The organism is Paenibacillus segetis (assembly GCF_014639155.1).
GTDB lineage: Bacteria > Bacillota > Bacilli > Paenibacillales > Paenibacillaceae > Fontibacillus > Fontibacillus segetis.
The window spans coordinates 972,449-997,300 of record NZ_BMFT01000001.1 but is presented as its reverse complement, the minus strand read 5'-3'; the positions used below and the strand labels follow the sequence as shown (position 1 = coordinate 997,300).

Below are 24,852 nucleotides of genomic sequence, written 5' to 3'. Positions count from 1 at the left end.
AAACATCCATCATTTTATTAATGATGGACGCTTTTTTTCTTACTAACAACTAGCTTATAACCAACTCCGCGGATGGAATCAATATGCACTGACTCTGGATCGAGTTCCAACTTCTTCCGTAGTGAACTAACGTGCACGTCCACTGTCCGCTGACCTCCAATGTAGTCAAATCCCCAAACCGCGTTCATCAAATCGTCCCGCGTCATAACTACACCAGGCTTACGAGCTAGGTACAATAATACTTCAAATTCTTTGGGCCGAAGTGTAATCGATTCGCCATTAAGCGTTACTTCATACTTCTCAGGGTAAATGACAAGTGCACCATGCGAAATATGCGCATCTTCACGATCCGGCAGCTTCTCCCGTTCTTCTACACCTGTCGACCTTCTTAATACAGCAGCAACTCGCGCCAGTAACTCTGCCACTCCAAATGGCTTCGTAATGTAATCATCTGCACCAGATTTCAAGCCCTCTACCACTTCTTCTTCAGCATTCTTTGCCGTTAAAATGATCACTGGTGTCTTTACGCCTTCTTGCCGGAGCTTGGTCATAATTTCAAATCCATTCATCCCCGGAAGCATTAAATCCAGCAGAATTAAATCAAATTCTTGATTTAAAGCCGTATCATAGCCAGTTTGTCCGTGATCTTCCACGGTCACCTCATATCCTTCTCTTGAAAGATTGTAAGATAATAGTCTGGATAGCGTTGGTTCATCTTCAATTACTAATAGTCGCTGCGTCATATAAACCCCCATTGTTTTCTATATGCAGAATGGATGTTGACGAATCTTGACTCGAGTATACATGCTCAGCATATCACCACATTGTTAACGCGGTGTAAAATATATCAAACATAAATAGAGAAATACCCTAACTCACTCCAAATTATGCATAAATGGAAGCTCCAAAATAAAGGATGATCCTTCACCGACCTTACTTTCTACTGTAATTGTCCCATGGTGCAGTTCCACTAGATGCTTGACAATGGATAAGCCGAGCCCGGTACCTCCCGAGTTTCTTGACCTTGCTTTGTCTACTCGATAGAAACGTTCAAAAATTCGCGGAAGATCTTTTTTCGGAATACCAATCCCCGTATCACTAATAATAAATTTGATTTTTTCCTCTTCACTACCCTCATGCTTAATCTGGGTTTCTACCTTCACTCTACCACCATCTGGCGTATAATTGATTGCATTGGATAACAGATTCATAAAGATTTGTCTGAGCCTATCTTCATCACCCTCAATAAACATATGTTCAGGAATACCATGGTGTAATACAATCGATTTCTTATCCGCGGCAGATTGCAGCACTTCAAATATACTATCGAACAATTCCTTAAGTTGGATCGGAGCATACTCCAGTGGTGCCCGTTTCGATTCGATCTTGGATAACTCCAAGATATCCCCGATCAGACGATTCAAACGATCTCCCTCGTCATAGATGATCTGCAGGAAAGACCTTGCCGTTTCTTCATCTTTTACTCCACCGGCCAGAAGGGTCTCCGCGAAACCTTTCACCGCAGCAATTGGAGTCTTCAACTCATGAGATACATTCGCTACAAATTCACTACGCATCACTTCTAAGCGACGGATACTTGTAACATCGTGAAGCAGGAAGAGCATCCCTCGGTAGCTTCCATCGTTCTCAAACATAGGCACACCGTCAAAATGTAAAATTTTATTCTCAGGGTCATACACATTACGCTCTTCATGAACACGAACTTTGTGTTCCATGCCTTCTTCCATAAACTTTGTAAATTCGAAATTTCTTTTCAGCACATGATAAGGTTTGCCTAATAACAAATTCTCTTTCATTCGTAAAATACGTTCAGCTTCCCGATTGATCAGTGCGATTTGTCCATCAGAATCAACCATTACAATACCGCCTGTAATATTGGTTAATACACTTTGCATCAGACTCTCGTTATCGCGGATTCGTTTCAATTGCTGCTGTAAACTATCAGCCATGCCATTAATGGCTTCTCCAAGCTGGCCGATTTCATCCTTACGACTAAATCCTACTCTCGCATCATAATCGAATTTGGAAATCTTATTCGCAACCCTAGTAATATGCTCCAGTGGTTTAGTAAGTCCTTTTGCCATCCGGTAGCTAAGTAAGGTGGCTGCCAGAAATAAAACCACCAGCCCGCCGATCATCAACAACCAACCTCGATTTAACCCCTCACTAGCAATTGCAAGACTCATAGATAATCTTATATATCCATCATAGCCTTGGTCAGACACCGAAACTTTCCTCGCTACATAGAGCATATCCTCGCGCATGGTTTCGCTATATCGTATAGCGCTACCCACCTTATCCTCAGTCGCAGAGATGATTTCTTCACGATTCAAGTGATTGTCCATCTCACTCGTAATGGCCTCGGAATCACCAATGACTTTCCCATCAAGACTGATGAATGTAACACGAGAATTGATTAATTCCTCCAGTTCTTTGGCTTTCGCCGTATAATACTCCGAAGCGCCTGGGTTTCCATCGAGGGGTTCAAAAGGGAATGTGTTCTCAAGTAAATTGATCTCACGCCCCATGTTCTCTTCCAAGGCATGGATATGCGAGTCTTTAAATACCAGCGCCATGGAAATCCCTGCAGCAAGCATGGAAATGCCCACCAACCCCATCATGATTAGCGTAAGTCTCTTGCGAAATGTCTTCATAACTGATTAAAACACCTTCTCCTTAAATGAAGCTAATTTCTCTGCAGAATTCTTCTCTACACCTTCATGCAAACTATCCCCATGAGAGTCCATGGTTACTATCGCTGCAAAACCGTCCACATTCAGATGCCACATCGCCTCAGGAATACCAAATTCCATAAAATCAACGCCATTTACATGCTTGATGCATTCTGCATAATATTGAGCAGCTCCACCAATAGCATTCAAATAGACTCCGCCATGTTCATTAAGCGCAGCTAATGTCTTCGGTCCCATGCCACCTTTACCGATCACGGCGCGGATGCCGAATTTTTTGATAATATCGCCTTGGTAGGGCTCCTCACGAATACTGGTCGTTGGTCCCGCTGCCTTAACATGCCAACCTTCTTCATCCTTAAGCATTACAGGTCCACAGTGATAGATTACGGCTCCGTTCAAATCCACAGGAGAATCATGATCCATCAAATATTTATGAAGTGCATCTCGACCCGTGTGCATTTCGCCTTTAATTACAACTACATCACCTACACGCAATGCACGAATTTGTTCTTCACTTATTGGTGTTTGAAGAACGATCTCACGACTGGCTGATTCCCCGTCCGTTTCGGATTCGTCATTTGCTTGTTGATCCATAGATACCTCTGAACCCTTTTCATATATCCATGTATTAATTTCTCCGGTTACCGCATCTATCTCTACACCCTGACGGCGAAACGCCCAGCAATTATAGGCTACGGACACAAAAAAACTTGCCGGAAGACGATTTGCAGTACCGATCTTACAACCAAGCAACGTTACTTCCCCGCCAAATCCCATCGTACCAATACCAAGTTTGTTGGCATTTTGCATAATGTATTGTTCCAACTGATCTAATTCAGCGATCGGATTGACATCGTCCACTGCACGAAATAACTGCTGCTTCGCCAGTTCATACCCTGTTGTCCGATCACCACCGATACCAACGCCGATGAATCCGGCACTACAACCTTGACCCTGCGCTTGGTACACTGCATGTAAAATACATTTACGAATCCCATCCAAATCCCGTCCCGCACGACCCAGATGCTCCAATTCTGCTGGTAAGCTGTATTGGATGTTCTTATTCTCGCAGCCTCCACCTTTTAGAATAAGCCGCAAATCTATATAATCATTCTCCCATTGTTCAAAATGAATTACAGGTGTGCCCGGCCCTAGATTATCACCACTATTCTCGCCTGTGAGTGAATCTACTGAATTGGGACGCAGCTTTCCTTCTTTGGTTGCTCTTTGGATTGCAGCACGAATACTTCGTTTCATCTCAATCTGATTAACCATGATAGGCGTGTGCACAATAAAGGTCAACATCCCTGTATCTTGGCATATCGGTGAAATTTGTTCCTCGGCCATCCCTATGTTACGGGAAATCGTAGCTAATGCGAGTCCCGCACGTGTTGCTCTGTTCTCCTCAGCCATTCCTCGATTCACAGCCCTACGCACATCTCCAGGTAATTTCGTTGAAGCTTCCACAATTAATTGGTATACGCTCTCTTCAAACTGGTGCATAATCATAGGGTCCCCTCTCTTGTCTACAAATAGATTAATTGTAGTAAAAGTTTTAAATTGCCGTAATTTCAACAATGGTGTTATGCTACTTATTAGCTTTATAATAACATAATACAATTTAAGAGGTTGACAATTTTTATACAAAATTCACTCATATTAAAGAGAGGTTTGTCATTGATGAGCTACCATTTTCCCGCTTATATGTACCGACTTCGCTCCATTAAACGTTGGAGTCTTATGCGGAGTACTTCGACTGAGAATGTTGCAGAACATTCATTTCACGTGGCCTTGCTGGCTCATTTACTCTGCGAGATAGGCAACAGTTTGTTCAATCGCGAGTTGAATTCCGATCGCGCTGCAACACTAGCTCTGTTTCATGATGCAACTGAAGTGTTCACCGGTGATATTCCAACGCCCGTGAAACATCACAATCCTCGTTTACTATCTAACTTTAGGGAAATGGAAAATATTGCTGCGGAACGTCTGCTTTCGATGGTTCCCTCAGAGCTACAGGCTACCTATGACCAGTTACTGTCTCCCGGTAAAGAAGAGGGTAACCTGAAAGATAAGGAGCTCATGATCTATGTTAAAGCAGCAGATAGTCTAGATGCTTATCTCAAATGTGCTTGGGAATTAACCTGTGGAAACCGCGAATTTGCAGTGGCTAAAGACCAGTTACAAGAGAAGCTTCAACGTCTAACGCTTCCAGAAGTCAGTTACTTCTTAGAGCATTTCGCTCCCAGTTTCGAGATGACACTTGATGAGTTATCATAACAGTGAATGACCCGCAACACAGTTAACACCCCACCTCCAACATCATGGAGGTGGGGTGTTTTTGTACCCTATCCCTATTGTTGCTTTATGGTGTCCAAACGGCAACTAGCGGTTTACCTGCGCCTAACCAACCGGAATCCGGAGCAGATAGAGTCAGTTTGGTGAGAGGATTATTTTTCGTATCCCAATAATTCACAACGAGCTGATGAGGCTGACCATCATTAGGAATTTTAATATATCCATCATTAGCGTAAATTTCATTGCCAACAAAAGAATACCATTGTCCCGCATATTCGTTATCCGTCGTATTGGTTACATTAAAATACGTTTTACTACCTTCTGTTTTATCGAATTCAATAACTATCTTTTTCTCTATTTCGCATACGGCAAATTTGTATTGAAGTGTCTTATAGTCTTTGTCCGCTATAGCTAAACGATCAGGGACATTTTTACCGGAAAACTCTCCCCATTTCGTGATATCGAACTCTATAGTAACTTCTTCGCCCGCAGTTAGGTTAGGCAACCAGTGATCCTTGACTACCCCACCATCACTATTACGGGCAATCCAGTATCCTCCATTAGGCCAACTACTGCTGTAATCATAGGAGGTTGGGTTTTTGATTTTCCAAACCTGATGAGTAGCCGTCGAAGAACAATCATATTTAATAACAAGATCCGATTCAGTTACATTCTGTGCATTTGCTGCAAATGAGGCCATAGGTAGCGCGAGTAAGAAGATGAGTGCAAGTAAGCTTATTCCAAGCCATCTGTAACGTTTTTTTTGACTCATAGAGGATAAACATCCTTTCGCTTTCTATATTTGCTTTGTGCATAGTTCACATTATGTTCAGGAAATCTATATTATTCTAGACCGAGTACTGAGACAACGGCCTTATTTTCTGGCATGTATACGTTAACATTAACCGTATTATTCACATAACAAACACCCTGTCTCCATCTGAACTGGATACAGGGTGTCTGATTTGTACAGGCTCGGCAGTGATTATATAGGATCAACCCCCTACAATCTCTCCACCATTAACATGAATAACCTGGCCACTAATATAAGAAGAATCGTCCGAACCGAGGAATACAAAAGCTGGAGCAACTTCTTCTGGCTGACCAGGACGTTGCATTGGAGTATCTCCACCAAATGTCGCAACCTGTTGCTCATCAAATGTAGAAGGAATTAGAGGCGTCCAAATTGGGCCTGGTGCAACGGCATTCACACGAATTCCTTTTTTACCTACAATATTCATGGATAGCGCACGTGTAAAACTAACAATCGCTCCCTTGGTGGAAGAGTAATCAATTAACATAGGGTTTCCTCTGTAAGCAGTTACCGAGGCAGTATTAATAATGGAACTACCTTTTTTCAAATGCGGTATAGCTGCCTTAGTCAGATAAAACATTGAAAATATATTCGTTCGAAATGTTCTTTCTAACTGCTGGGCCGTAATATTGGTAATATCCTGCTGCGGATGCTGCTCTGCCGCATTATTAATAAGAATGTCCAAACCTCCAAGCTTCTCCACCGTTTGACTCACGGCTTGTCCAGCAAAAGCTTCATCACCTATGTCTCCAGGAATCAGTAGACACTTCCGTCCTTCCTGCTCGACCTCCTGCTTCGTCTTCTTCGCATCCTCATGTTCGTTCAAATACACAATAGATACGTCTGCCCCCTCTTTGGCGTAAGCTACTGCAATCGCTCGTCCAATCCCACTATCCCCGCCTGTAATCAGAGCTACCTTATTGAGGAGTTTACCAGCCGTACGAGCAGAACGCTCATAGTCCGGTTTTGGATTCATCTCCGCCTCAACACCTGGCTGTTGATTCTGGTGCTGGGGAGGCATCGTTTGTTTGGTTTGTTTATTCCCTGACATGTTACATGCTCCTTTCTCACCTTGAAGTAATGGGTCTATCTGTTGGCAGAATTCACTACCTAATCCCAATTAGAATTACCCAAGAAGTTGAGCTTATGCCACAGAATTTACATTAAAACAAAAAAAATCGCTCTTTGGAAGGTTGCCGGACATCCTAGCAACGATCCCAAATGAGCGATTTCATTCTATTCAATATTAAATAATTGAATCATAAACCATAAAGAAAGCAATAAGCAGAACACATACTGACAGCGCAGCACTTAAAGTAGTGAGCTTACTAGCTTGAGCAGTAATCTTCTTATTCTGACGGATAGCTTCCAATGCAAGCCGAAGTGGCTTGGCTAAAATGCCGCTGAATGCGCCAATCGCTAGGAACAGAACCACAACGACGACCATCCAGGCAACAGAATAATCCCCTTTACTTATCATATATCCACCCGTAAGTAATTGGATTACCAATGCGATTTGTGCGTAACGATTCAGCGTTTTCACTGCCGACACAGTACCTTCTTGTGCTGCAAGAGATAATTTGCTTACAGATCCAAGCACAAATGGTAGGACCAAATAGAATCCGAGTCCTAAGGTTCCAACGATATGAAGAAATAGCATAACCTTGTACATAAAACGCTCCACTCCTCAAAGTCAATTAGATGTATCACACTCTATTATAACTATTAACCGGAATAAAGAAAAGAAAACCTCCCAATCTGGGAGGTTTAAAATATATAAATATTCATTCACTAGCAAAAGTGCAAGAGAGCAGCCTACTTACCAGCCTCTTACAACGGAAATAACCTGACGAACAGAATCCGCTGATTTATCAAGCGCCTGCTTCTCATACGCTGTCAATTCTAGTTCGAAGATCTTCTCAATACCGTTACCTCCAAGTACTGTAGGCACACCCAAGAACAGACCATCATACCCGTATTCGCCTTCTAGTAGTGCAATAACCGGAATAATCCGTTTTTTATCCTTTAGAATCGATTCCGTCATCTGCACTAGCGAAGCTGCCGGCGCATAATAGGCACTACCATTTCCTAGCAGATCAACAATTTCGCCGCCGCCAACGCGTGTGCGCTGCACGATCGAATCAATGCGTTCCGCAGAAAGCAGCGTTTCTATTGGAATCCCACCAACACTGGAGTACCGAATAAGCGGCACCATATCATCACCATGTCCCCCAAGAACAAATCCACGTACATCCTCTACAGAAACGTTAAGCTCCTGAGCAATAAACGTGCAGTAACGAGCCGTGTCAAGCACACCCGATTGACCAATTACCCTATTCTTCGGAAAACCAAGGCTCTTATATGCCGCATATGTCATAGCATCCACTGGATTACTCAGAATGATCACAGTAGAGTTCGGACAGTATTTCTTCACATTCTCGCAAACGGACGTAATAATCCCTGCATTCGTATGAACGAGATCATCACGACTCATACCTGGTTTACGTGCAATACCCGCTGTAATAATGACGATATCAGAGTCAGCAGCATCTTCATATGAAGACGACCCTATGATGTTGCTATCGAAGCCTTGAACCGGACTCGCTTCTAGCATATCCAGAGCTTTACCCTTTGTCGGATTCTCCAACTGTGGAATATCAAGAAGAACGATATCCCCAAGCTCTTTCTGCGCAAGCATCAGAGCCGTAGTAGCTCCTGTAAACCCTGCGCCAACAACCGTTATTTTTTTACGAGCAATTGCCACGTCGGTCAGGGCCTCCTACATATTATTAATAACTTGATTAGCGAACTCAGAACACTTCACTTCTGTAGCGCCATCCATTAGACGTGCAAAGTCATACGTAACCGTCTTGTTATTAATCGATGTCTCCAAGCCTTTATAGATCAGATCAGCCGCTTCCTGCCAGCCCAGATGTTCTAGCAACATGACACCGGATAGAATAACCGATCCAGGGTTCACCACATCAAGGTCAGCGTATTTAGGAGCCGTACCGTGTGTCGCTTCAAATATCGCATGTCCAGTTACATAGTTAATGTTAGCTCCTGGTGCGATACCAATGCCTCCAACCTGCGCAGCCAAAGCATCAGACAGGTAGTCACCATTCAAGTTCAACGTCGCAATGACATCGAAATCAGTTGGACGTGTTAACACTTGTTGCAGCGCGATGTCAGCAATCGCATCCTTGATCAGAATTTTGCCCGCATCCAATGCAGCTTTTTGCGCTTCATTTGCTGCATCTGTTCCAGACTCTTCCTTAATCCGATCATATTGAGCCCAAGTGAATACTTTATCGCCAAATTCATCTTCAGCGACTTCGTAGCCCCAGTTCTTGAACGCACCTTCAGTAAACTTCATGATATTCCCTTTATGAACAAGCGTCACAGTCTTACGACCATGATCGATCGCATACTGAACCGCTGCGCGAACCAAACGTTTGGAACCCTCTTCGGAAACTGGCTTGATACCGATACCCGAAGTTTCAGGGAAACGAATTTTGCTTACGCCCATTTCATTCTGCAAGAACGAAAGCACTTTTTTGACTTCTTCAGAGCCTTCTTTGTATTCAATTCCCGCATAGATGTCTTCGGTATTCTCACGGAAAATAACCATATCTACAAGTTCCGGACGTTTAACCGGAGAAGGAACCCCATCGAAATAACGCACCGGACGAAGACACACATACAAATCAAGTTCCTGACGTAATGCAACGTTCAAAGAACGAATTCCTCCGCCAATCGGTGTCGTAAGTGGTCCTTTAATACCTACAATAAATTCACGGATAGCTGTTAGCGTATCGCCAGGCAGCCATTCCCCGTATGTATTGAAGGCCTTTTCTCCTGCAAACACTTCATACCAGGCAATTTTTTTAGTGCCTCCATAGGCTTTTTCTACCGCTGCATCAAGAACACGTTTGGATGCTTTCCAAATATCGCGTCCTGTACCGTCACCTTCAATAAAAGGAATGACAGGGTTATTCGGGACCAAAAGCTTACCGTCCTGAATTTCAATCTTTTCGCCCTCGGTAGGAAGGTCAAACTTTTCCAATTTCAGCATAGCTATTTTTTCCTCCTCGTATGAATAGTTAAAACTTTTACGTTCTCCATTCTAACACAGATTACATCAAGGTTTCTTCGTTCTTGATTATCTTAATTCAATTGGAATGTATTGTTGATTGTTCGCCCCTGTATATTCTGCACGTGGACGAATAATGCGGTTATCATCTAATTGTTCCAGAATGTGAGCAGTCCACCCAGAAAGACGACTGATTGCAAAGATCGGTGTGAACAAATCACGCGGAATTTCGAGTAGCGTATAGACGGAAGCAGAATAAAAATCCACATTTGGTCTAAGACCCTTTTGTCCTGTTACTAGTTCTTCTACTTTGACAGAAATATCATATAACGTTGAGTCGTTCTTCAATTGACTAAGTTGATAGGACATCTTTTGCAAGTGTTTCGCACGCGGATCACCATTCTTATACACACGGTGCCCAAAGCCCATAATCTTGTCTCTATTATTCAACTTATTTTGAATGTAAGGCTCCACTTGTTCCAAAGTACCAATCTCACTTAACATTTGCATAACTGCTTCGTTAGCACCTCCATGAAGAGGTCCTTTTAATGTGCCGAGGGCAGAAGTAACACCGGAGTATATATCCGAAAGAGTTGCGATCGTGACACGTGCCGAGAATGTAGAAGCATTAAGTTCGTGATCGGCATGCAGCACCAACGCCTGATCCAGAGCGCGAATAGCGACTTCATCAGGTTCTTCTCCCGTTAGCATGTAGAGGAAATTATGTGCGATAGAGACTCCCTTTAATGGTGCTACTGGTTCTTTGCCCTCTCTAATACGGGCGAACGCCGCAATTAGCGTTGGGATTTGCGATTGTAACTTGATCGATTTCTTCTGGTTGCTCTCCCGAGAAATATCATTGGCAGTCTCATCATACAAAGCAAGTGCAGAAACGGTCGTACGAAGAACAGCCATTGTGTTAGCATCTGTAGGAAATAACTTCATTTGTTCAAGTATTTCTTGTGGTACAGCTGCATATTCGCTGAGTTGTTCCTGCAAAGTCAACAACTGTGATTTAGTAGGCAATTTACCATACCAAAGCAAATAGGCGGTTTCCTCATAGCTAGCACATTCAGCTAACTCATCGATATTAATTCCACGATAAGCGAGCACGCCATCATTAATAGAACTAATCGAGGAAGTCGCTGCCACAATACCTTCCAGGCCTTTAGTAGCTGTCATGATACATCTCTCCTTTGTAATGTGAATTTGAGCAACAGGTTCATGTAAACATTTTCAATTTGAAAGTTTAAAATTTTGGTAGTAAGACCTAAACAGTCGAAAAAACCTTTGTATGAACGCTTTTTACACCTTCTAAATCATCATACTGGATTTTAAGAAGCAAAGGAACCGCTTTGAGCCCTCCTATGTATATCAAATTGTTTTATCACAACCATAAATTAATTTTGTAAACGATTCCATATCGCAATGATAAATATCACTTTCGACTAAGAAAATTATGGAAAATGATTGACTATCAGCTATTAACCTAGCTTTTCTACGGATCTATAACGGATTCTCGGAATACTATTTTAGAATTAATAATAAGGTAAAAGAAAGGCCTGTACCGTAAAGGAGAATGTCGCATGGATAACGTAATTACCAAACGCATAATGCGCGGTACTTGGATATGTACTGTCCTGATCATCGTATTACTATCTATCTATTGGCTGATCCCACTCTTATACCCTTTTCTAATCGCCTGGGTCATCGCATATGCAATGAATCCATTTATTCACTGGATGCGGACCGCGGTCAAGTTACCAAGGTGGATCTCCGTTATCATAGGACTGTTAGTGTATTGGGGTAGCGCAGCCATCGTTCTCTCAGCTGCTGTGACACGACTCCTTAGAGAGTTAATTCATTTAGCCGAATCTTTAGATGTTCATATCGCAGAGTGGAAGGATTGGTTCATTGCCTGGAGTCGCAGCGATGGGATTCAAAGTCTCATTCGTGAGATCAACACTTTCGTTGCTAATAATCCAGGTTACAGCAATACCATCAATAAAAATATTGACAACACAGCCGCCTCCATAAGTTCTGTCGTCTCACATATCATTTCCGCTTTGTTAAGCGGAATAATTAATTTGATCACTTCATTGCCAGGCTTGGGGATCATTCTAAGTGTCATTCTTCTCGCTACATTTCTTATCAGTAACAATTGGGATAGAAACATGACACGGTTAAGAAACCTTATTCCTGGTCCGTTCCGCAAAGCCTCAGGGGAAGTATGGCGAGATCTACAAAAGGCCTTCTTCGGATATATTCGCGCACAGTTTATTATGATCTCCATTACAGCCTTGATCGTATTCATTACTCTAATAATACTTAACGTCGAGTCAGCTTTCACTTACGCCCTTCTGATCGGAGTGGTTGATTTACTGCCTTACCTTGGTGTAGGTACGATAATGATTCCTTGGTTACTCTACGCATATATAACGGGAGATTTACATCTAGGTATCGGACTGTCCATTCTATATGGCATCATTCTTGTTGCCAGACAGTTGATTGAACCAAAGATTCTTGCAAGTAGCGTTGGACTCGACCCTCTACCTACCTTGATTAGCATGTTCGTCGGAATGAAGTTATTCGGCGTACTCGGACTCATCATCGGCCCCGTGTCCTTAGTTGTCATCGGTGCTTTTATCCGTGCAGGAGTGCTTCGTGATCTACGGAATTATATTATTAATGGCCGGTTACGATAAACGTGTAGTGTAAAAAAAGCCCCACATACTTAGAAAGCTAGCGGGGCTCACAAAAGTTATCAACGTATTTAACGACGGAAGTACGTAATGGATCCATCCTTCATTTTTTTACTGATCCATTTCAAAAGCGGCTTCCGATATAACGGTCGAGTTAACGGAAATACCAACGTAAATCCAATGATATCGGTAACGAATCCTGGAATAAGCAGTAAGATACCACCAATAAAGATACATATCCCATCCAGCATGGTTCTGCCTGGAATTTGTCCTCCATTTACTTGGGCTCTAGCATCTCCAAGCACTTTACGTCCTTCAAATTGCATCATTAATCCACCAATGACCGAGGTGGCTAATGAGAGGAATATTGTCTTTCCAACTCCAAACCGTTCTCCTACCTCTACATAAACCCAGAACTCACAGGTAGTGATTATAATAACAAGTAAAAACATCCATCTACGCATATGATAACTCCTTTATAGTTGCTGCTATTCTACACTTATAGGAGTATTTTAACGCTTCAAAGCCGTATAATCAAAATTTACTAGCCTTTTCGAAAGCAGCATACCATTCAGGGAATACCTTTTTGAATTGAACTGGTTTGAAATCCTCTCTTCGCACCACATAGTGTGATGACGAACCTTCTACTCGAAGTACCCCTTCTCCATCCAACACTTGATAACCATAAACCGTTTTGACGCCGCCGTTCTCCTTGATCCACGTTCTGAGCAGCACCTGATCTCCATAGGTAATTCCCCGTTTGTACTCTACCTTCATTTCATGAACAGGGGAAATATAACCCGATTGCTCCATATCAAAATAATTAAAACCAAGGTCCTGACACAATTTCGTGCGCCCCATCTCGAACCAACCTAGATAATGCGCATGATAAATAATTCCCATCATATCAAATTCAGAATATTTGGGCAGAATCGTCAACTCACTAACAAACATGAAGATACCAGCTCCTTTCCAGCGGTATGTATATTTATTTTGCAAAAAAAGCAATGGATCCCGTTACCGGATGCCCCATTGCTTTTTCTGAATTGTCGTTGCCGACTATTATTTATTTCAAGCTCGAATTAATTATTTGCGTACTTGGCCAATTTTGATCAAGTTAGTTGATCCAGAACGTCCCAATGGAATTCCCGCTGTAATTACAACAAGATCTCCTTCTTTAACGATACCGGAATCAAGACCGCCCTTCATTGCTTTGTCGAACATTTCATCTGTAGAAGTAGCAACATTGCCCTTCACAGGAGTAACGCCCCAATTCAAAGCAAGACGACGCATGGTTTGATCTTCAGTTGTTACAGCAATAATTGGAGCTTTCGGACGATATTTAGATACCATACGAGCTGTATAACCAGTTTCTGTAGAAGTAATGATTGCCTTAGCATTCAATTCCAGAGCGGAGTTGGCTACCGATTGGCTGATTGCTTCTGTAACTGTTGTTTGTTGTGCATTACTTTGTTTAATGAAAATTTCGCGATATTCCAATGCCGATTCTGCCTTTTCAGCAATACGGGACATGGTCAGAACGGAATCAACCGGATATTTACCGGCAGCTGTTTCGCCAGACAACATAATTGCATCTGTACCGTCGAAAATAGCGTTCGCTACGTCACTTGCTTCTGCGCGAGTAGGTCTAGGGTTGCGTTGCATGGAATCCAACATTTGAGTAGCTGTAATAACCGGTTTACCAACGCGATTACATTTTTCAATCATACGTTTTTGTGCCAATGGAACATCTTCGGCAGGGATTTCTACGCCTAGGTCACCACGGGCAACCATCAAACCATCAGACACTTCCAAGATTTCATCCAAATTGTCAACACCTTGTTGGTTTTCAATTTTGGAGATGATTTGGATATGAGATGCATTGTGGCTTTCCAACAATTGACGGATTTCAAGAACATCACTAGCTTTACGCACGAAGGAAGCAGCAATAAAATCGACGCCTTGCTCGATTCCAAATACGATATCGTTAGCATCTTTCTCTGTAATACCCGGAAGGGAGATATTCACACCTGGAACGTTAACGCCCTTTTTACTCTTGATCGTACCACCGTTGACAATACGGCATTTAATCTCCGTACCTTGGATATCAACAACAGTAAGACCAATTAATCCGTCATCAATCAAAATAGTCGAGCCGACTTCAACATCTCCAGGAAGATCACTGTATGTGATGGAGATGCGATCTTTGTCACCGAGAATTTCCTCGGTCGTCAGAGTGATTAACTCATCCTGCACTAGCTCAATCGGCTCTTCTTTAAGTTTGCCTGTGCGGATTTCAGGACCTTTCGTGTCCAACAGTATGGCGATTGATTTCCCCAGTTCTGCACTCGCTTCACGGATCGTAGTGATACGAGCACCGTGCTCCTCAAAATCACCATGTGAGAAGTTGAGACGAGCGACATTCATTCCGGCCGTAATTAGTTTCTTGATGTTCTCTAACGACTCGCTAGAAGGACCGATTGTACATACGATTTTTGTTTTGCGCATTTTGGGTTTCCTCCGTTTAATTAGTTCTCTCTATATCATCTTTACCAACAACTAAATTTACTATAGTTTACTCGTTTTGTATAGGATATTCGTCATACTTTTATTATTCTTCTTATTCTTTACCCACTAATGGAGAATCAATAATGGTTAGTTCTTCGTTATCTTCCTTTTTATGGCCGACAACCTTACCCGATTCAGCAAATTGTCCAATCTTGCGGAACTTACGATATCGATCTTCAACAAGCTCGTCCGGATTCATATTGACCAAATCCGCTAAATGCTGCACAAGTGAATTTTTAATTTCAGAAGCAGTGGTCTCATAATCTTTATGAGCTCCACCACGTGGTTCTGGAATAATCCCCTCAATAACTTCCATTTCCAGAAGATCCTGAGCGGTGATCTTCATCGCCTCGGCTGCCTGATCTGCCTTAGAAGCATCCTTCCATAGAATGGAAGCCGCACCATTTGGTGAAATTGCTGAGTAAATGGCATTTTCTAGCATCAGTACGCGGTTTCCCACAGCAAGTGCAAGAGCACCGCCACTTCCACCTTCGCCAATGACCACACAAATAACAGGAACTCTTAGCATTGCCATATCCCTCAGGTTACGGGCAATTGCCTCGGATTGGCCTCTCTCTTCGGCCGTAATCCCTGGATAAGCTCCTTTCGTGTCAATAAAGGTAATAATCGGACGTCCAAACTTATCAGCCTGCTGCATGAGGCGCAGCGCTTTTCGGAAGCCCTCTGGATGTGCGCTTCCAAAGAAACGCGCAATATTATCCTTCGTGTCCTTACCACGCTGCTGTCCAATCACGGTAACGGGCATATCATCTAACTTAGCCAATCCACCGACAATGGCCTTGTCATCACCAAATACACGGTCACCGTGTAATTCAATGAAATCACCAAAAATTAAATTGATCAAATCGAGCGAAGTAGGCCGTTGATGTTGTCTGGCCAAGTGCATTTTTTGTGAAGGTGAAATGTTGCTATATATCTCATCTTCAAGTTGAAGATAACGTTCCTCCAACCGTGCAATTTCTTCGCCAAAATCTATGCCCTTTTCGCTTCCGAACTGTTCAAGTTCTTGAATCTTCTCGCGCAGTTTAACTAATGGGCTTTCAAAAGGTAATTCTCCTGCCACTTACACCCCTCCCTTCCCACCGTGCAGATCAAGCAATTTAGTTAACATTGCTTTCATCTCTTTACGATGAACGACCAGATCAAGCTGGCCATGCTCCAAATTGAATTCTGCTGTTTGGAAGTCGTCAGGAAGCTTCTGTCGGATGGTTTGTTCAATTACTATTCTACCCGCAAAACCGAATACAGCTCCCGGCTCAGCAATAATGATGTCTCCAAGCATAGCAAAGCTGGCCGATACGCCCCCTGTTGTTGGGTCCGTAATGACCGAAATATATAATCCACCAGCTTCATTCAATCGTGCCAGTGCCGCACTTGTCTTTGCCATTTGCATTAGGCTGAGAATACTCTCCTGCATTCGTGCTCCACCTGAAGTAGAGAAAATGATTAAAGGAAGAGATTTCTCTATGGCAGCTTCAATCGCCCGCGTTATTTTCTCACCAACAACGGACCCCATACTACCTGTGAAGAAATCAAAGCTCATTATAGCTACAACGGCTTGAAACCCGCCAATACTTCCTTGTCCAGTAATTACCGCTTCACGTAGACCCGATTTCAAGGTCTGTTGTTCCAGTTTGTTAGCATATCCCGGAAATGTTAGCGGATCAACGGAGACCATATCTTCGTCATATTCGATAAAAGTACCTTCATCGATAGTAAATCGAATTCGGTCCATAGCGTTCAGACGCATATGATAGCCGCAGGAAGGGCAGACTTTCAAATTTTTCTCAAGCTCTTTGCTATATTGAATGCTTCCACAGCTGCTGCATTTATTCATCAAACCTTCTGGAACTTCACGCTTAGGTCGATCTAGCGACTGCGAACTGTCATCGCTACCCAAACGTTCAGAAGGAATGGTCGCATATTTTCTTTTCTTCTGAAACAAATCTTTAAACACAACTACACCTCTTCAGCCGTAAATTTATTGGCCACATCTGCAGATAAGGATCTATTGTTCGATGATTTGCCCTATTCTTACCCTCAAGGATGAAGGATCGAATTTAACACTTCTTGAACTTCCTCTAGTTCTCCTGAAGGAACTAAGATTTCAAACTGCTGTTTTGATAAATTGACGGGACGCGTTTGGACAAGAAAGCCTTCTTCCGAGAGTTTCATTTTGATCATATCCGTAATTTTCGCGGTAGGCGCAATATAAATAACGGTCCACATGCCTTCTTAAGCCCCCTAACCATATACTTCTGAGCCCGTTTAATAGAATAATGATAACATAATTTTCAAATTTCCCGCAACAAATAGCAAAGGCCGGGATTCCCGGCCTTATTTCGATCACAAGAGTTTGGTTTAAGGGAGCTTTGGCGATTGATAGTGATTAGCCTTTGGACTCTTATGAGCAATCCGAGCGGAAGACGCAGCAGCAAGACCTGCAACCAAATCGTCCAGGAACACATGAATCTGCGCTCCTTTTTCATTTAATTTACCAATAATTTCAGGCTTCACCTTGTCCAAATAACCAAAACTGGTCAATCCTATCATTCCAAATACACTCGTAATCCCGAGTGCCATAGTTTCATCTACGCCGTAGAGCGGTTCGTCAGCCTCCATGATGGCCTGGAGTGGCTCTGGTAACAGCTTCTTCTCTGCTAATTCGTCCAAAGCAATCCCCGTAAATAATGTGTACTGTACCTCACGTTTTTGTAGTACAGCCTTGACGCTGTCCAGACATTGCTCCATCGTTAGCTCTGAGTTGTAAACAATTTGTAGTGAATATACAATGTCTGCAATATCCTCTAACTTGACACCTCGGCGAAGTAACTGTGCCTCCGCAATTTCAAATGACATCATTATCCCTCCCGCATACCATCAAGATCAGAATTCTGTCTGTGCTCTTTGAGGACTTTTTTGACTTCAGTATTTGTCCTAACGTGATTCTAAGTGTATGCGCGAGCAGGGTAAAATGTTCGTTAAAAAAGCCCGTACCTCGATATTTCTATCGAAGAACGGACTAGGATTTATGTTCCTTACTTTACCTTCACAGTGTCCGGTCCCAACATTTCCTCCATTTGGTGGAATAAGTCGGGGGAGGGCTTGATGCTATAGCGTTCGTTCAATGCGAGCAGCTTCCCAGTGCTTTCGTAAAAAAGTACGGTTTCCACTGGACCGTGGTGCAGTTCCAGCAACTCCTTCAGCTGTTCTAAAAGAATAGCGTTCTCCTTAACGGTCGCTATCTTGATAAAGACACGTTGTGCTTGCGGCTGCGATTTACGGACATGCCCTTCCTTAGCAGGTCGCTCAGCGTTCCTCACCATGTCCTCAGCGTCTCCCCTATCACTATCTATAGTCTTGGAAGGGGAGTGCCCCCCTGGAGCCGCAGAGACCGGTGTAACGGCGTTATTATCTGTTGAGGCTGAGCTACCAACCTTCTTAGGTTTCGCAGACTCCCTGCCTCTAGATGAGCCACGTGCCGCTGCCGCGCGCTGTAAGGCCTCAAGGTTCTGTGCATCTAACAGTGCCACATCGTCTGCCAGCAACTTAAAACCTTCGTCCTGCTGCTGGACCGTAGCCCTGAGAGCGAGTAACGCTCCTTTGATAATTAATCCTGAGCAACGGCGCCATACCTCTGGAAATAGGACTACCTCGCAGCGTTCGACTTGGTCTTCCAACTCCATAAACGCCATCGCTTTACCTTGCTTCGTCATGATCGTCTTTATTGAAACGACCATCCCAGCAACAATTTTCCGACTCTCATCTGGAGCTTCTGTGAGTTCCATCAATCGGTCAATTCCTTCCTTCTCAAGCAAATCATCATAATCATCTAGCGGATGACCAGACAAGTATAAGCCGAGGAGCTCTCGCTCCAGATCCAATTGCTGTGAAATAGAAAATACAGGGATATTGGGATACTGAATTTCCCAGTTGGGGGTTTCCACAAAATCAAACAATTGAATTTGTAAATCATCCCGTTCCTTGCGCCATTTCATAGCTGCATCAACAGTTTCATCAAGCATGGCTAACAGCTGAGCTCGGTGTCCCGGCAAAGAATCAAACGCCCCAGCTTGAATGAGCGATTCAATAACCCGCTTATTACACGTGCGCAAATCGACACGACGACAGAAATCGAGCAAACTGTCAAAAGGTCGCTCTTTACGTTCGCGTAGAATACTATCCATCGCTTGTGTTCCGACATTTTTGATTGCAGCTAGACCAAAGCGAATAACACCGTTTGTAATCCCTGTTGAATCAACATCAGTCACAAGGGACTTCTGTACTGCATCTATTGCCGCTGCAGGTGCTTCAGTGAGCTGTACTTGAGGTGTAAATAACACGCCACTTTCATTAACATCGGGTGGCATGACCTTAATTCCCATTCGACGGCATTCGAGAATATATTCTGCAACCTTACGATGGCTGCCCATGACAGCTGTTAACATTGAGGCCATAAAATGTACAGGGAAATGTGCCTTTAAATATGCAGTCTGGAACGCAAGTACACCGTAAGCTGCAGCATGAGCACGTGGAAATCCATAATTAGCAAATTTAACAATCATATCGTACACAACGTTTGCTTCGTCCTCGGTATAGCCCTGAAGCTTACTACCAGCTACAAAATGACTGCGTTGTTCGTCCAGCACTTCCCGCTTCTTCTTCGAAACAGCTCGTCTAAGTAAATCCGCTTCTCCAAGTGAGAAACCTGCCATTCTAGAAGCAATCTGCATAATTTGCTCTTGATACACGATAATTCCATACGTATCTTTGAGAATCGGTTGCAAATCCGGATGTGGGTACTCCACAGTAACTTCGCCATGTTTACCGGCAATGAATTTCGGAATAAACTCCATTGGACCAGGACGATACAGTGCTACAACGGATATAATATCCTCGAATTTCGATGGCTTCAAATCACGCAATACACGCCTACACCCCGCCGACTCCAATTGGAACACTCCAGTGGTCTCCCCGCGTCCTAACATATCGTAGGTAAGCTCGTCGTTATCAAGGGTTAGCTGAAAGTCAGGTGTCACGCCTTGTTCTTCACTAATCCAAGCCATACAGCGTTCAATAATCGAGAGGGTTCGAAGACCAAGAAAATCCATCTTCAGCAGACCTATCGATTCGAGATTCTCCATCGAATACTGAGTAAGTGCCGCCCCTTCACTTCCAGCTTGCAAAGGTACAGCATCTGTTAACGGATCACGGGAAATGACAACACCTGCGGCATGCGTGGAGGCGTGTCGTGGCATGCCTTCTACTTTCATCGCCATATCAAGCAATGCTGTAATTCGAGTCTGCCCATCATATAATGCCTTCAAATCAGGACTTTCCTTCAATGCACGCTCAATCGTCATCCCCAGATTACCTGGGATTAGTTTCGCTACCTTATCCACTTCGCCAAACGGAACATTAAGCGCCCGGCCTACATCTCGAACTGCAGCGCGAGCCGCCATTGTACCAAATGTAATGATTTGAGCCACATGCTCTGCCCCATATTTATCGGCTACATAAGAGATAACCTCATCCCTTCGCTCGTCGTTAAAATCAATATCGATATCGGGCATCGTAATCCGCTCAGGATTCAAGAATCGTTCGAACAATAGCGCGTACTTCATCGGATCAACATCTGTAATGTTCAGAACATAAGCGACGATGCTGCCCGCTGATGAACCCCGCCCTGGTCCTGTAGTAATCCCATTTCGGTGAGCATAAGCAATGAAATCCCAGACGATCAGGAAATAATCAGAGAATCCCATATTACGGATAACTTCTAATTCATAATGCAACCGCTGCTTCAGTCGGCTTTGCTCTTCAGGGTCTGTCCATGAATCCAAATGACCATATCGATTGTATAGTCCCTTCTCACAGAGTGAAGCCAAATAAGTTTCAGCGGTCATTTCCGCAGGAATTGGTGAATACGCAGGGAGAATGTGACGACCGAATTCTAGCTCTAAATTACATTTATCCGCAATGAGTGCACTATTCGTAATCGCTTCGGGTACATGCGGAAATAAAGCAGCTATTTCTGCTCCTGTTTTCAAATACAACTGATTCGTTGTCATTTTGAAACGTTCCTCATCGTCTACCGTTTTCCCCGTCCCGATACAAATCAGCACATCCTGTACCTCTGCGTCTTCTCTGCCAAGATAATGAACGTCATTTGTGGCAACTAGGGAAATACCTAACTCACGAGCTAGATCGATGAGCCCGGGATTCACTCTTTTTTGCTCCGGAATGCTATGATCTTGCAACTCCAAATAGAAATCATCACCGAAAACCTTTTGGTAGCGTCCAGCCGCTTTCTTTGCTTCCTCATATCGACCATGAAGTAAATGCTGCGGCACTTCTCCACCAAGACAGGCACTCAGACAAATTAATCCTTCACTATGTCGCTCTAGCACATCCCAATCAATTCTAGGTTTGTAATGGAAACCTTCTAAATGTCCAATGGAGCAAAGTCGCATGAGATTCCGGTATCCGACTTCGTCTTTGGCAAGAAGAATCAAATGATGGATCGGCTGATCTTTACGACTGCCTCGTTCCTTACGAGAACCAGACGTAAAATACATTTCACATCCAATAATCGGCTTAATGCCGTTTGCTATACATAATTTATAAAAAGGAACTGCACCGTACATGACGCCGTGATCAGTCAACGCTAGCGCCTTCATACCTAAGCCAGCTGCTTTTTGTACGAGATCTTCAAGCCGGGCGGCACCGTCCAGCAGGCTGTACTCACTATGCACGTGAAGATGAACGAAGCTGTCCATGTGTCCCCTTCCCTTCAATAAAATAAACTCTTTTAGAGGTTGTTCAAAAATCCATTATTGATCACGAAGCATATCAAGAAGCGGATTCGACATCGAATCTTGAATTCAGCAGAGCTTTTTGAACTCACTTTAAACTACTCAAAAATATTTTATCATACATAGCTTTAATACGCCCATAGAATAGGTAATAGGACCGGACAAGCGAAATCTTAGACCGGTTATGACAATCCTAAAAAGGGGAGTTAGCAAACATGAGTACGTTTCTAACCAAAGCAGTTATGGACTTTTTCATCGCCTTCGGTATCGTGCTTGGAGGAGCCTTGGTTGGCGGCATCGGAGCAGTTGTATCCCTGCAACCACCTACTCAGAGCATGCTGGATGTTGCTGATCGCATCAAAATATGGGCTCTGGCAGCTGCAGTTGGAGGAACGATAGACCCCATGCGGGTCATTGAGAGTAATTTCTTTGATGGTAATTTATCTCCGGCAATCAAACAGATTTTATATCTGCTGTTCGCCTTTTTAGGTGCTCATATGGGCTCGGAGCTGGTGAGATGGATGTGCGGAGGAAGTCGGGGATGAACGGGATCAACCGACCAACACTAAAAGGGTTCAGGAAGTTCATGCAGTTTACAGCCATTTTCGTGTTAGGGATGGTTGTAGGAAGTGTCGCTTACAATGTAGTCTATCAAACTAGCTTCAATACGCTTTGGATCCAAAACAAGGATCTACAAATTCAATTGTATCAAGCAGAAGAAGACAACAAAACATTGAAGAAGTACAGTAAAAGATCTACTGTGATCAAGGAAATCAAGGTGACGGTAGAAGAGCAGGACCCCCCACTTGATTCACTCGCTATTAAGGAAGTAGTTCAGCAACTGCATGGAGAGCTTGAGGTGCTTCGTGGCAGAAGCATATTTGAGATTGATTCAGATGCCAAAATGGCTCGTACGCTGTTGAATAAGAAAATATACAACGTCCGCGACAAAGAATATAGTATTCAAGTCAAGACGATGCTAGTAAGTGATGGAGTTCTACAAGTTTGGGTTGATATGCGCCCTTATGTCCGAAGCTGATTATTCATGATATATTAAAATAGAATTAATTAAAATTGAAAAGGAGCATCTTATTTCATGATCCAGGGCATTCAATACGTATTATACGTCGGGCTGATCATTTCTAGCGTCTGTTCACTAGTTTTTAGCTTTCGATCCCGGAGATCGAGCGATGGCACACTACGTGGACTCTACAATGCTAAAATGAACATTAGCATGGGAGCCATGCTCATTATTCTAGCGTTGATTCAAATGTTTTTGTTCACGGGTTCATCGCTTCGCGTCGTAATCGGTGCTCTGTTTATGGTACTTGGTGCATTTAACATTTTTGCCGGTATTCGTAATCATAGCAACTTCTCAAGACGCAAAGCGGGATAGCCTCTTACATTTAAAACATACTCTTCTATGCGTGATCGATGGATTGGAGTGTCATTACGGCCTTTGTGACAATATGATCCTGGTGAGTCATAACAATCTCTAGCTTGCACGCCCTGCGACTGATCTCGAGCATAAACGGAGTGATAACGATCGGGTTCTCGATTTGAACAGGGCGTATGAAGAAATTAGTCAAATTATCTACGACATAATCTCCCCCACCTATGTCTTTTGCAGCTCTGAGACCTGCCTGTGTCATCAACGAGGTCAGTACTCCATGAGATATCGTACCCAGATCGCTAGACATTTGTGGTGTAACCATCCCGTGGAAGAACAGTTTCCCCTGCTCATCCCGTTCCTCTGCAAAACCGTTCCACATCAAATGTTCGAACGTTTCACCGAGCTGTGGTTGATTCCTTGCATCACGCATTGCCTGCAGCACTTCTCTACGTGTTACAGAGGAAACAAGCTTACGGTTGCGATCGACAACAGGTAAGAAGTCGATCCCTTCCCACACCATGATTTGCGCAGCAGAAGCAAGTGAGGTTTGCAGTCCTACCGTAATGGGATGACGGGTCAAGCATTTCTCAATACTTTGATCCCCACTTAACTCCTCCACGTCTTTACGGCTAATGATCCCTATCACTCGATTCCACTCATCGACAACAGGGAAATGCTGTTGCCCCGTTTCCAGCGATAACTGATCATAATCCGAAATATTGCTCGTCACTTTGAGCATATTCACACGTGGTTTAGTAGCAACGATGTCTTCAACCAAAATAATTTTCTTCTTAATCAGACGGTCAAATAGCGCCCGGTTAATCATCGAAGCGACTGTGAATGTATCATGGCGTGAAGATATAATAGGTAAGGACAATCGATCTGCCAGCGCTTTAACTTCCCGGCTCGTACCGAAACCGCCAGTAATCAATACACCAGCACCCTGTTCAAGAGCGAGAGAATGCGTGTTCTCCCGATTTCCCACAATAAGTAAGCTGCCTGCGTCAATATATCGAGCCATCGCATCGATCTTCATTGCTCCAATAACATATTTGTGCAGTGTCTTGTCCAATCCTTCTGCACCACCTAACACGTGACCTTCGACGATCTCAACTACATCACCGAAAGATAATTGGTCGGAAATATTACGTGGCTTCTTCTCAACACGTACCGTGCCGATCCGTTCCTTCGTAATTACAATCCCAAGATTCTCGGCTTCTTTGACAGCTCGATATGCCGTCCCTTCACTTACACCCAAACTTTTAGCAAGCTTACGCACCGATATCTTCGTTCCGATCTTAAGCCCTTCGATGTGCTGAAGCAGTTGCTCATGTTTGGTGACACTTTCTTCATGCCCCTCCAACTGTTATACCTCCCGTTCAAATCTGTACTATTCTGTATCTATTATACACATTTTAGAATTCTAAAAAAAGTGTT

23 protein-coding genes are annotated in these 24,852 nt (G+C 43.4%); 5 read left to right on the top strand and 18 right to left on the bottom strand.

Annotated elements, in window-relative coordinates; translation table 11 throughout:
• Positions 1-17: 17 nt before the first annotated feature.
• The 3 genes from IEW05_RS04295 to IEW05_RS04285 form a co-directional block, all read right to left on the bottom strand.
• Positions 18-743, bottom strand: coding sequence for a response regulator transcription factor (locus tag IEW05_RS04295; RefSeq protein WP_188536153.1), 726 nt, complete (start codon positions 741-743; stop codon positions 18-20).
• A gap of 132 nt (positions 744-875) precedes the next feature.
• Complete coding sequence (pnpS, locus tag IEW05_RS04290) at positions 876-2,675, bottom strand: two-component system histidine kinase PnpS (protein ID WP_188536151.1); 1,800 nt, start codon at positions 2,673-2,675, stop codon at positions 876-878.
• Between the two features lie 6 nt (positions 2,676-2,681).
• Complete coding sequence (locus tag IEW05_RS04285; RefSeq protein ID WP_188540719.1) at positions 2,682-4,217, bottom strand: fumarate hydratase; 1,536 nt, start codon at positions 4,215-4,217, stop codon at positions 2,682-2,684.
• Between the two features lie 177 nt (positions 4,218-4,394).
• Here IEW05_RS04285 and yfbR point away from each other — a divergent pair, with 177 nt between their 5' ends.
• Complete coding sequence (gene yfbR / locus IEW05_RS04280) at positions 4,395-4,991, top strand: 5'-deoxynucleotidase (RefSeq protein ID WP_188536149.1); 597 nt, start codon at positions 4,395-4,397, stop codon at positions 4,989-4,991.
• A gap of 85 nt (positions 4,992-5,076) precedes the next feature.
• Here the strand turns inward: yfbR and IEW05_RS04275 are convergent, their stop codons facing one another.
• The 6 genes from IEW05_RS04275 to IEW05_RS04250 all read right to left on the bottom strand — a co-directional run bounded on the left by IEW05_RS04275 (position 5,077) and on the right by IEW05_RS04250 (position 11,098).
• On the bottom strand, positions 5,077-5,781 hold the full coding sequence (locus IEW05_RS04275; protein WP_188536147.1) for a hypothetical protein: 705 nt from the start codon (positions 5,779-5,781) through the stop codon (positions 5,077-5,079).
• A gap of 223 nt (positions 5,782-6,004) precedes the next feature.
• A complete protein-coding gene (locus IEW05_RS04270; RefSeq protein ID WP_188536145.1) occupies positions 6,005-6,874 on the bottom strand; it encodes an SDR family oxidoreductase in 870 nt (289 codons plus the stop codon).
• A gap of 195 nt (positions 6,875-7,069) precedes the next feature.
• Positions 7,070-7,495: a DUF2269 family protein gene (locus IEW05_RS04265; RefSeq protein ID WP_188536143.1), complete on the bottom strand. Its 426-nt coding sequence runs from the start codon at positions 7,493-7,495 to the stop codon at positions 7,070-7,072.
• Positions 7,496-7,642: 147 nt separating this feature from the next.
• Entirely contained in the window at positions 7,643-8,587 is a 945-nt protein-coding gene (gene mdh, locus IEW05_RS04260; protein WP_188536141.1) for a malate dehydrogenase, read from the bottom strand.
• A 15-nt stretch (positions 8,588-8,602) separates the two neighbouring features.
• Positions 8,603-9,898, bottom strand: a complete 1,296-nt coding sequence (gene icd, locus IEW05_RS04255; protein WP_188536139.1) for an NADP-dependent isocitrate dehydrogenase — start codon at positions 9,896-9,898, stop codon at positions 8,603-8,605.
• Positions 9,899-9,985: 87 nt separating this feature from the next.
• Positions 9,986-11,098 carry a citrate/2-methylcitrate synthase gene (locus tag IEW05_RS04250; protein WP_188536137.1) on the bottom strand — a complete coding sequence of 371 codons (1,113 nt, stop codon included), beginning with the start codon at positions 11,096-11,098 and terminating at the stop codon, positions 9,986-9,988.
• 404 nt (positions 11,099-11,502) lie between these two features.
• Here IEW05_RS04250 and ytvI point away from each other — a divergent pair, with 404 nt between their 5' ends.
• Positions 11,503-12,621, top strand: a complete 1,119-nt coding sequence (ytvI, locus tag IEW05_RS04245) for a sporulation integral membrane protein YtvI (protein ID WP_188536135.1) — start codon at positions 11,503-11,505, stop codon at positions 12,619-12,621.
• A 68-nt stretch (positions 12,622-12,689) separates the two neighbouring features.
• On the opposite strand, the gene IEW05_RS04240 is transcribed toward ytvI, so the two are convergent.
• The 8 genes from IEW05_RS04240 to IEW05_RS04205 form a co-directional block, all read right to left on the bottom strand.
• A complete protein-coding gene (locus tag IEW05_RS04240) occupies positions 12,690-13,082 on the bottom strand; it encodes an FxsA family protein (RefSeq protein ID WP_188536133.1) in 393 nt (130 codons plus the stop codon).
• A 70-nt stretch (positions 13,083-13,152) separates the two neighbouring features.
• A complete protein-coding gene (locus IEW05_RS04235) occupies positions 13,153-13,572 on the bottom strand; it encodes an acyl-CoA thioesterase (RefSeq protein ID WP_188536131.1) in 420 nt (139 codons plus the stop codon).
• 132 nt (positions 13,573-13,704) lie between these two features.
• A complete protein-coding gene (pyk, locus tag IEW05_RS04230; RefSeq protein WP_188536129.1) occupies positions 13,705-15,126 on the bottom strand; it encodes a pyruvate kinase in 1,422 nt (473 codons plus the stop codon).
• Positions 15,127-15,238: 112 nt separating this feature from the next.
• Positions 15,239-16,270, bottom strand: a complete 1,032-nt coding sequence (locus IEW05_RS04225) for an acetyl-CoA carboxylase carboxyltransferase subunit alpha (protein ID WP_188536127.1) — start codon at positions 16,268-16,270, stop codon at positions 15,239-15,241.
• Complete coding sequence (gene accD, locus IEW05_RS04220; RefSeq protein WP_188536125.1) at positions 16,271-17,164, bottom strand: acetyl-CoA carboxylase, carboxyltransferase subunit beta; 894 nt, start codon at positions 17,162-17,164, stop codon at positions 16,271-16,273.
• 83 nt (positions 17,165-17,247) lie between these two features.
• Entirely contained in the window at positions 17,248-17,436 is a 189-nt protein-coding gene (locus tag IEW05_RS04215) for a glutamate decarboxylase (protein WP_188536123.1), read from the bottom strand.
• A gap of 132 nt (positions 17,437-17,568) precedes the next feature.
• Positions 17,569-18,066, bottom strand: coding sequence for a phosphatidylglycerophosphatase A family protein (locus IEW05_RS04210; RefSeq protein ID WP_188540718.1), 498 nt, complete (start codon positions 18,064-18,066; stop codon positions 17,569-17,571).
• Positions 18,067-18,245: 179 nt separating this feature from the next.
• Positions 18,246-21,986: a DNA polymerase III subunit alpha gene (locus tag IEW05_RS04205; protein WP_188536121.1), complete on the bottom strand. Its 3,741-nt coding sequence runs from the start codon at positions 21,984-21,986 to the stop codon at positions 18,246-18,248.
• Between the two features lie 251 nt (positions 21,987-22,237).
• Between IEW05_RS04205 and IEW05_RS04200 the strand changes: the two genes are divergently transcribed.
• The 3 genes from IEW05_RS04200 to IEW05_RS04190 are packed head-to-tail and all read left to right on the top strand — an operon-like array spanning position 22,238 to position 23,418.
• Positions 22,238-22,567: a YtrH family sporulation protein gene (locus IEW05_RS04200; RefSeq protein WP_188536119.1), complete on the top strand. Its 330-nt coding sequence runs from the start codon at positions 22,238-22,240 to the stop codon at positions 22,565-22,567.
• A gap of 5 nt (positions 22,568-22,572) precedes the next feature.
• Positions 22,573-23,061, top strand: a complete 489-nt coding sequence (locus IEW05_RS04195; protein WP_505818304.1) for a sporulation membrane protein YtrI — start codon at positions 22,573-22,575, stop codon at positions 23,059-23,061.
• Positions 23,062-23,118: 57 nt separating this feature from the next.
• Positions 23,119-23,418, top strand: a complete 300-nt coding sequence (locus tag IEW05_RS04190) for a YtpI family protein (protein ID WP_188536115.1) — start codon at positions 23,119-23,121, stop codon at positions 23,416-23,418.
• A gap of 25 nt (positions 23,419-23,443) precedes the next feature.
• On the opposite strand, the gene IEW05_RS04185 is transcribed toward IEW05_RS04190, so the two are convergent.
• On the bottom strand, positions 23,444-24,778 hold the full coding sequence (locus IEW05_RS04185) for a DRTGG domain-containing protein (RefSeq protein WP_188536113.1): 1,335 nt from the start codon (positions 24,776-24,778) through the stop codon (positions 23,444-23,446).
• Positions 24,779-24,852: the final 74 nt, after the last annotated feature.

Coding starts and splice junctions, on each gene's coding strand:
- IEW05_RS04295 (WP_188536153.1), bottom strand. CDS start 743: ATGACGCAGCGACTATTAGTAATTGAAGATGAACCAACGCTATCCAGA.
- pnpS (WP_188536151.1), bottom strand. CDS start 2,675: ATGAAGACATTTCGCAAGAGACTTACGCTAATCATGATGGGGTTGGTG.
- IEW05_RS04285 (WP_188540719.1), bottom strand. CDS start 4,217: ATGCACCAGTTTGAAGAGAGCGTATACCAATTAATTGTGGAAGCTTCA.
- yfbR (WP_188536149.1), top strand. CDS start 4,395: ATGAGCTACCATTTTCCCGCTTATATGTACCGACTTCGCTCCATTAAA.
- IEW05_RS04275 (WP_188536147.1), bottom strand. CDS start 5,781: ATGAGTCAAAAAAAACGTTACAGATGGCTTGGAATAAGCTTACTTGCA.
- IEW05_RS04270 (WP_188536145.1), bottom strand. CDS start 6,874: ATGTCAGGGAATAAACAAACCAAACAAACGATGCCTCCCCAGCACCAG.
- IEW05_RS04265 (WP_188536143.1), bottom strand. CDS start 7,495: ATGTACAAGGTTATGCTATTTCTTCATATCGTTGGAACCTTAGGACTC.
- icd (WP_188536139.1), bottom strand. CDS start 9,898: ATGCTGAAATTGGAAAAGTTTGACCTTCCTACCGAGGGCGAAAAGATT.
- IEW05_RS04250 (WP_188536137.1), bottom strand. CDS start 11,098: ATGACAGCTACTAAAGGCCTGGAAGGTATTGTGGCAGCGACTTCCTCG.
- ytvI (WP_188536135.1), top strand. CDS start 11,503: ATGGATAACGTAATTACCAAACGCATAATGCGCGGTACTTGGATATGT.
- IEW05_RS04240 (WP_188536133.1), bottom strand. CDS start 13,082: ATGCGTAGATGGATGTTTTTACTTGTTATTATAATCACTACCTGTGAG.
- IEW05_RS04235 (WP_188536131.1), bottom strand. CDS start 13,572: ATGTTTGTTAGTGAGTTGACGATTCTGCCCAAATATTCTGAATTTGAT.
- pyk (WP_188536129.1), bottom strand. CDS start 15,126: ATGCGCAAAACAAAAATCGTATGTACAATCGGTCCTTCTAGCGAGTCG.
- IEW05_RS04215 (WP_188536123.1), bottom strand. CDS start 17,436: ATGTGGACCGTTATTTATATTGCGCCTACCGCGAAAATTACGGATATG.
- IEW05_RS04210 (WP_188540718.1), bottom strand. CDS start 18,066: ATGTCATTTGAAATTGCGGAGGCACAGTTACTTCGCCGAGGTGTCAAG.
- IEW05_RS04205 (WP_188536121.1), bottom strand. CDS start 21,986: ATGGACAGCTTCGTTCATCTTCACGTGCATAGTGAGTACAGCCTGCTG.
- IEW05_RS04200 (WP_188536119.1), top strand. CDS start 22,238: ATGAGTACGTTTCTAACCAAAGCAGTTATGGACTTTTTCATCGCCTTC.
- IEW05_RS04190 (WP_188536115.1), top strand. CDS start 23,119: ATGATCCAGGGCATTCAATACGTATTATACGTCGGGCTGATCATTTCT.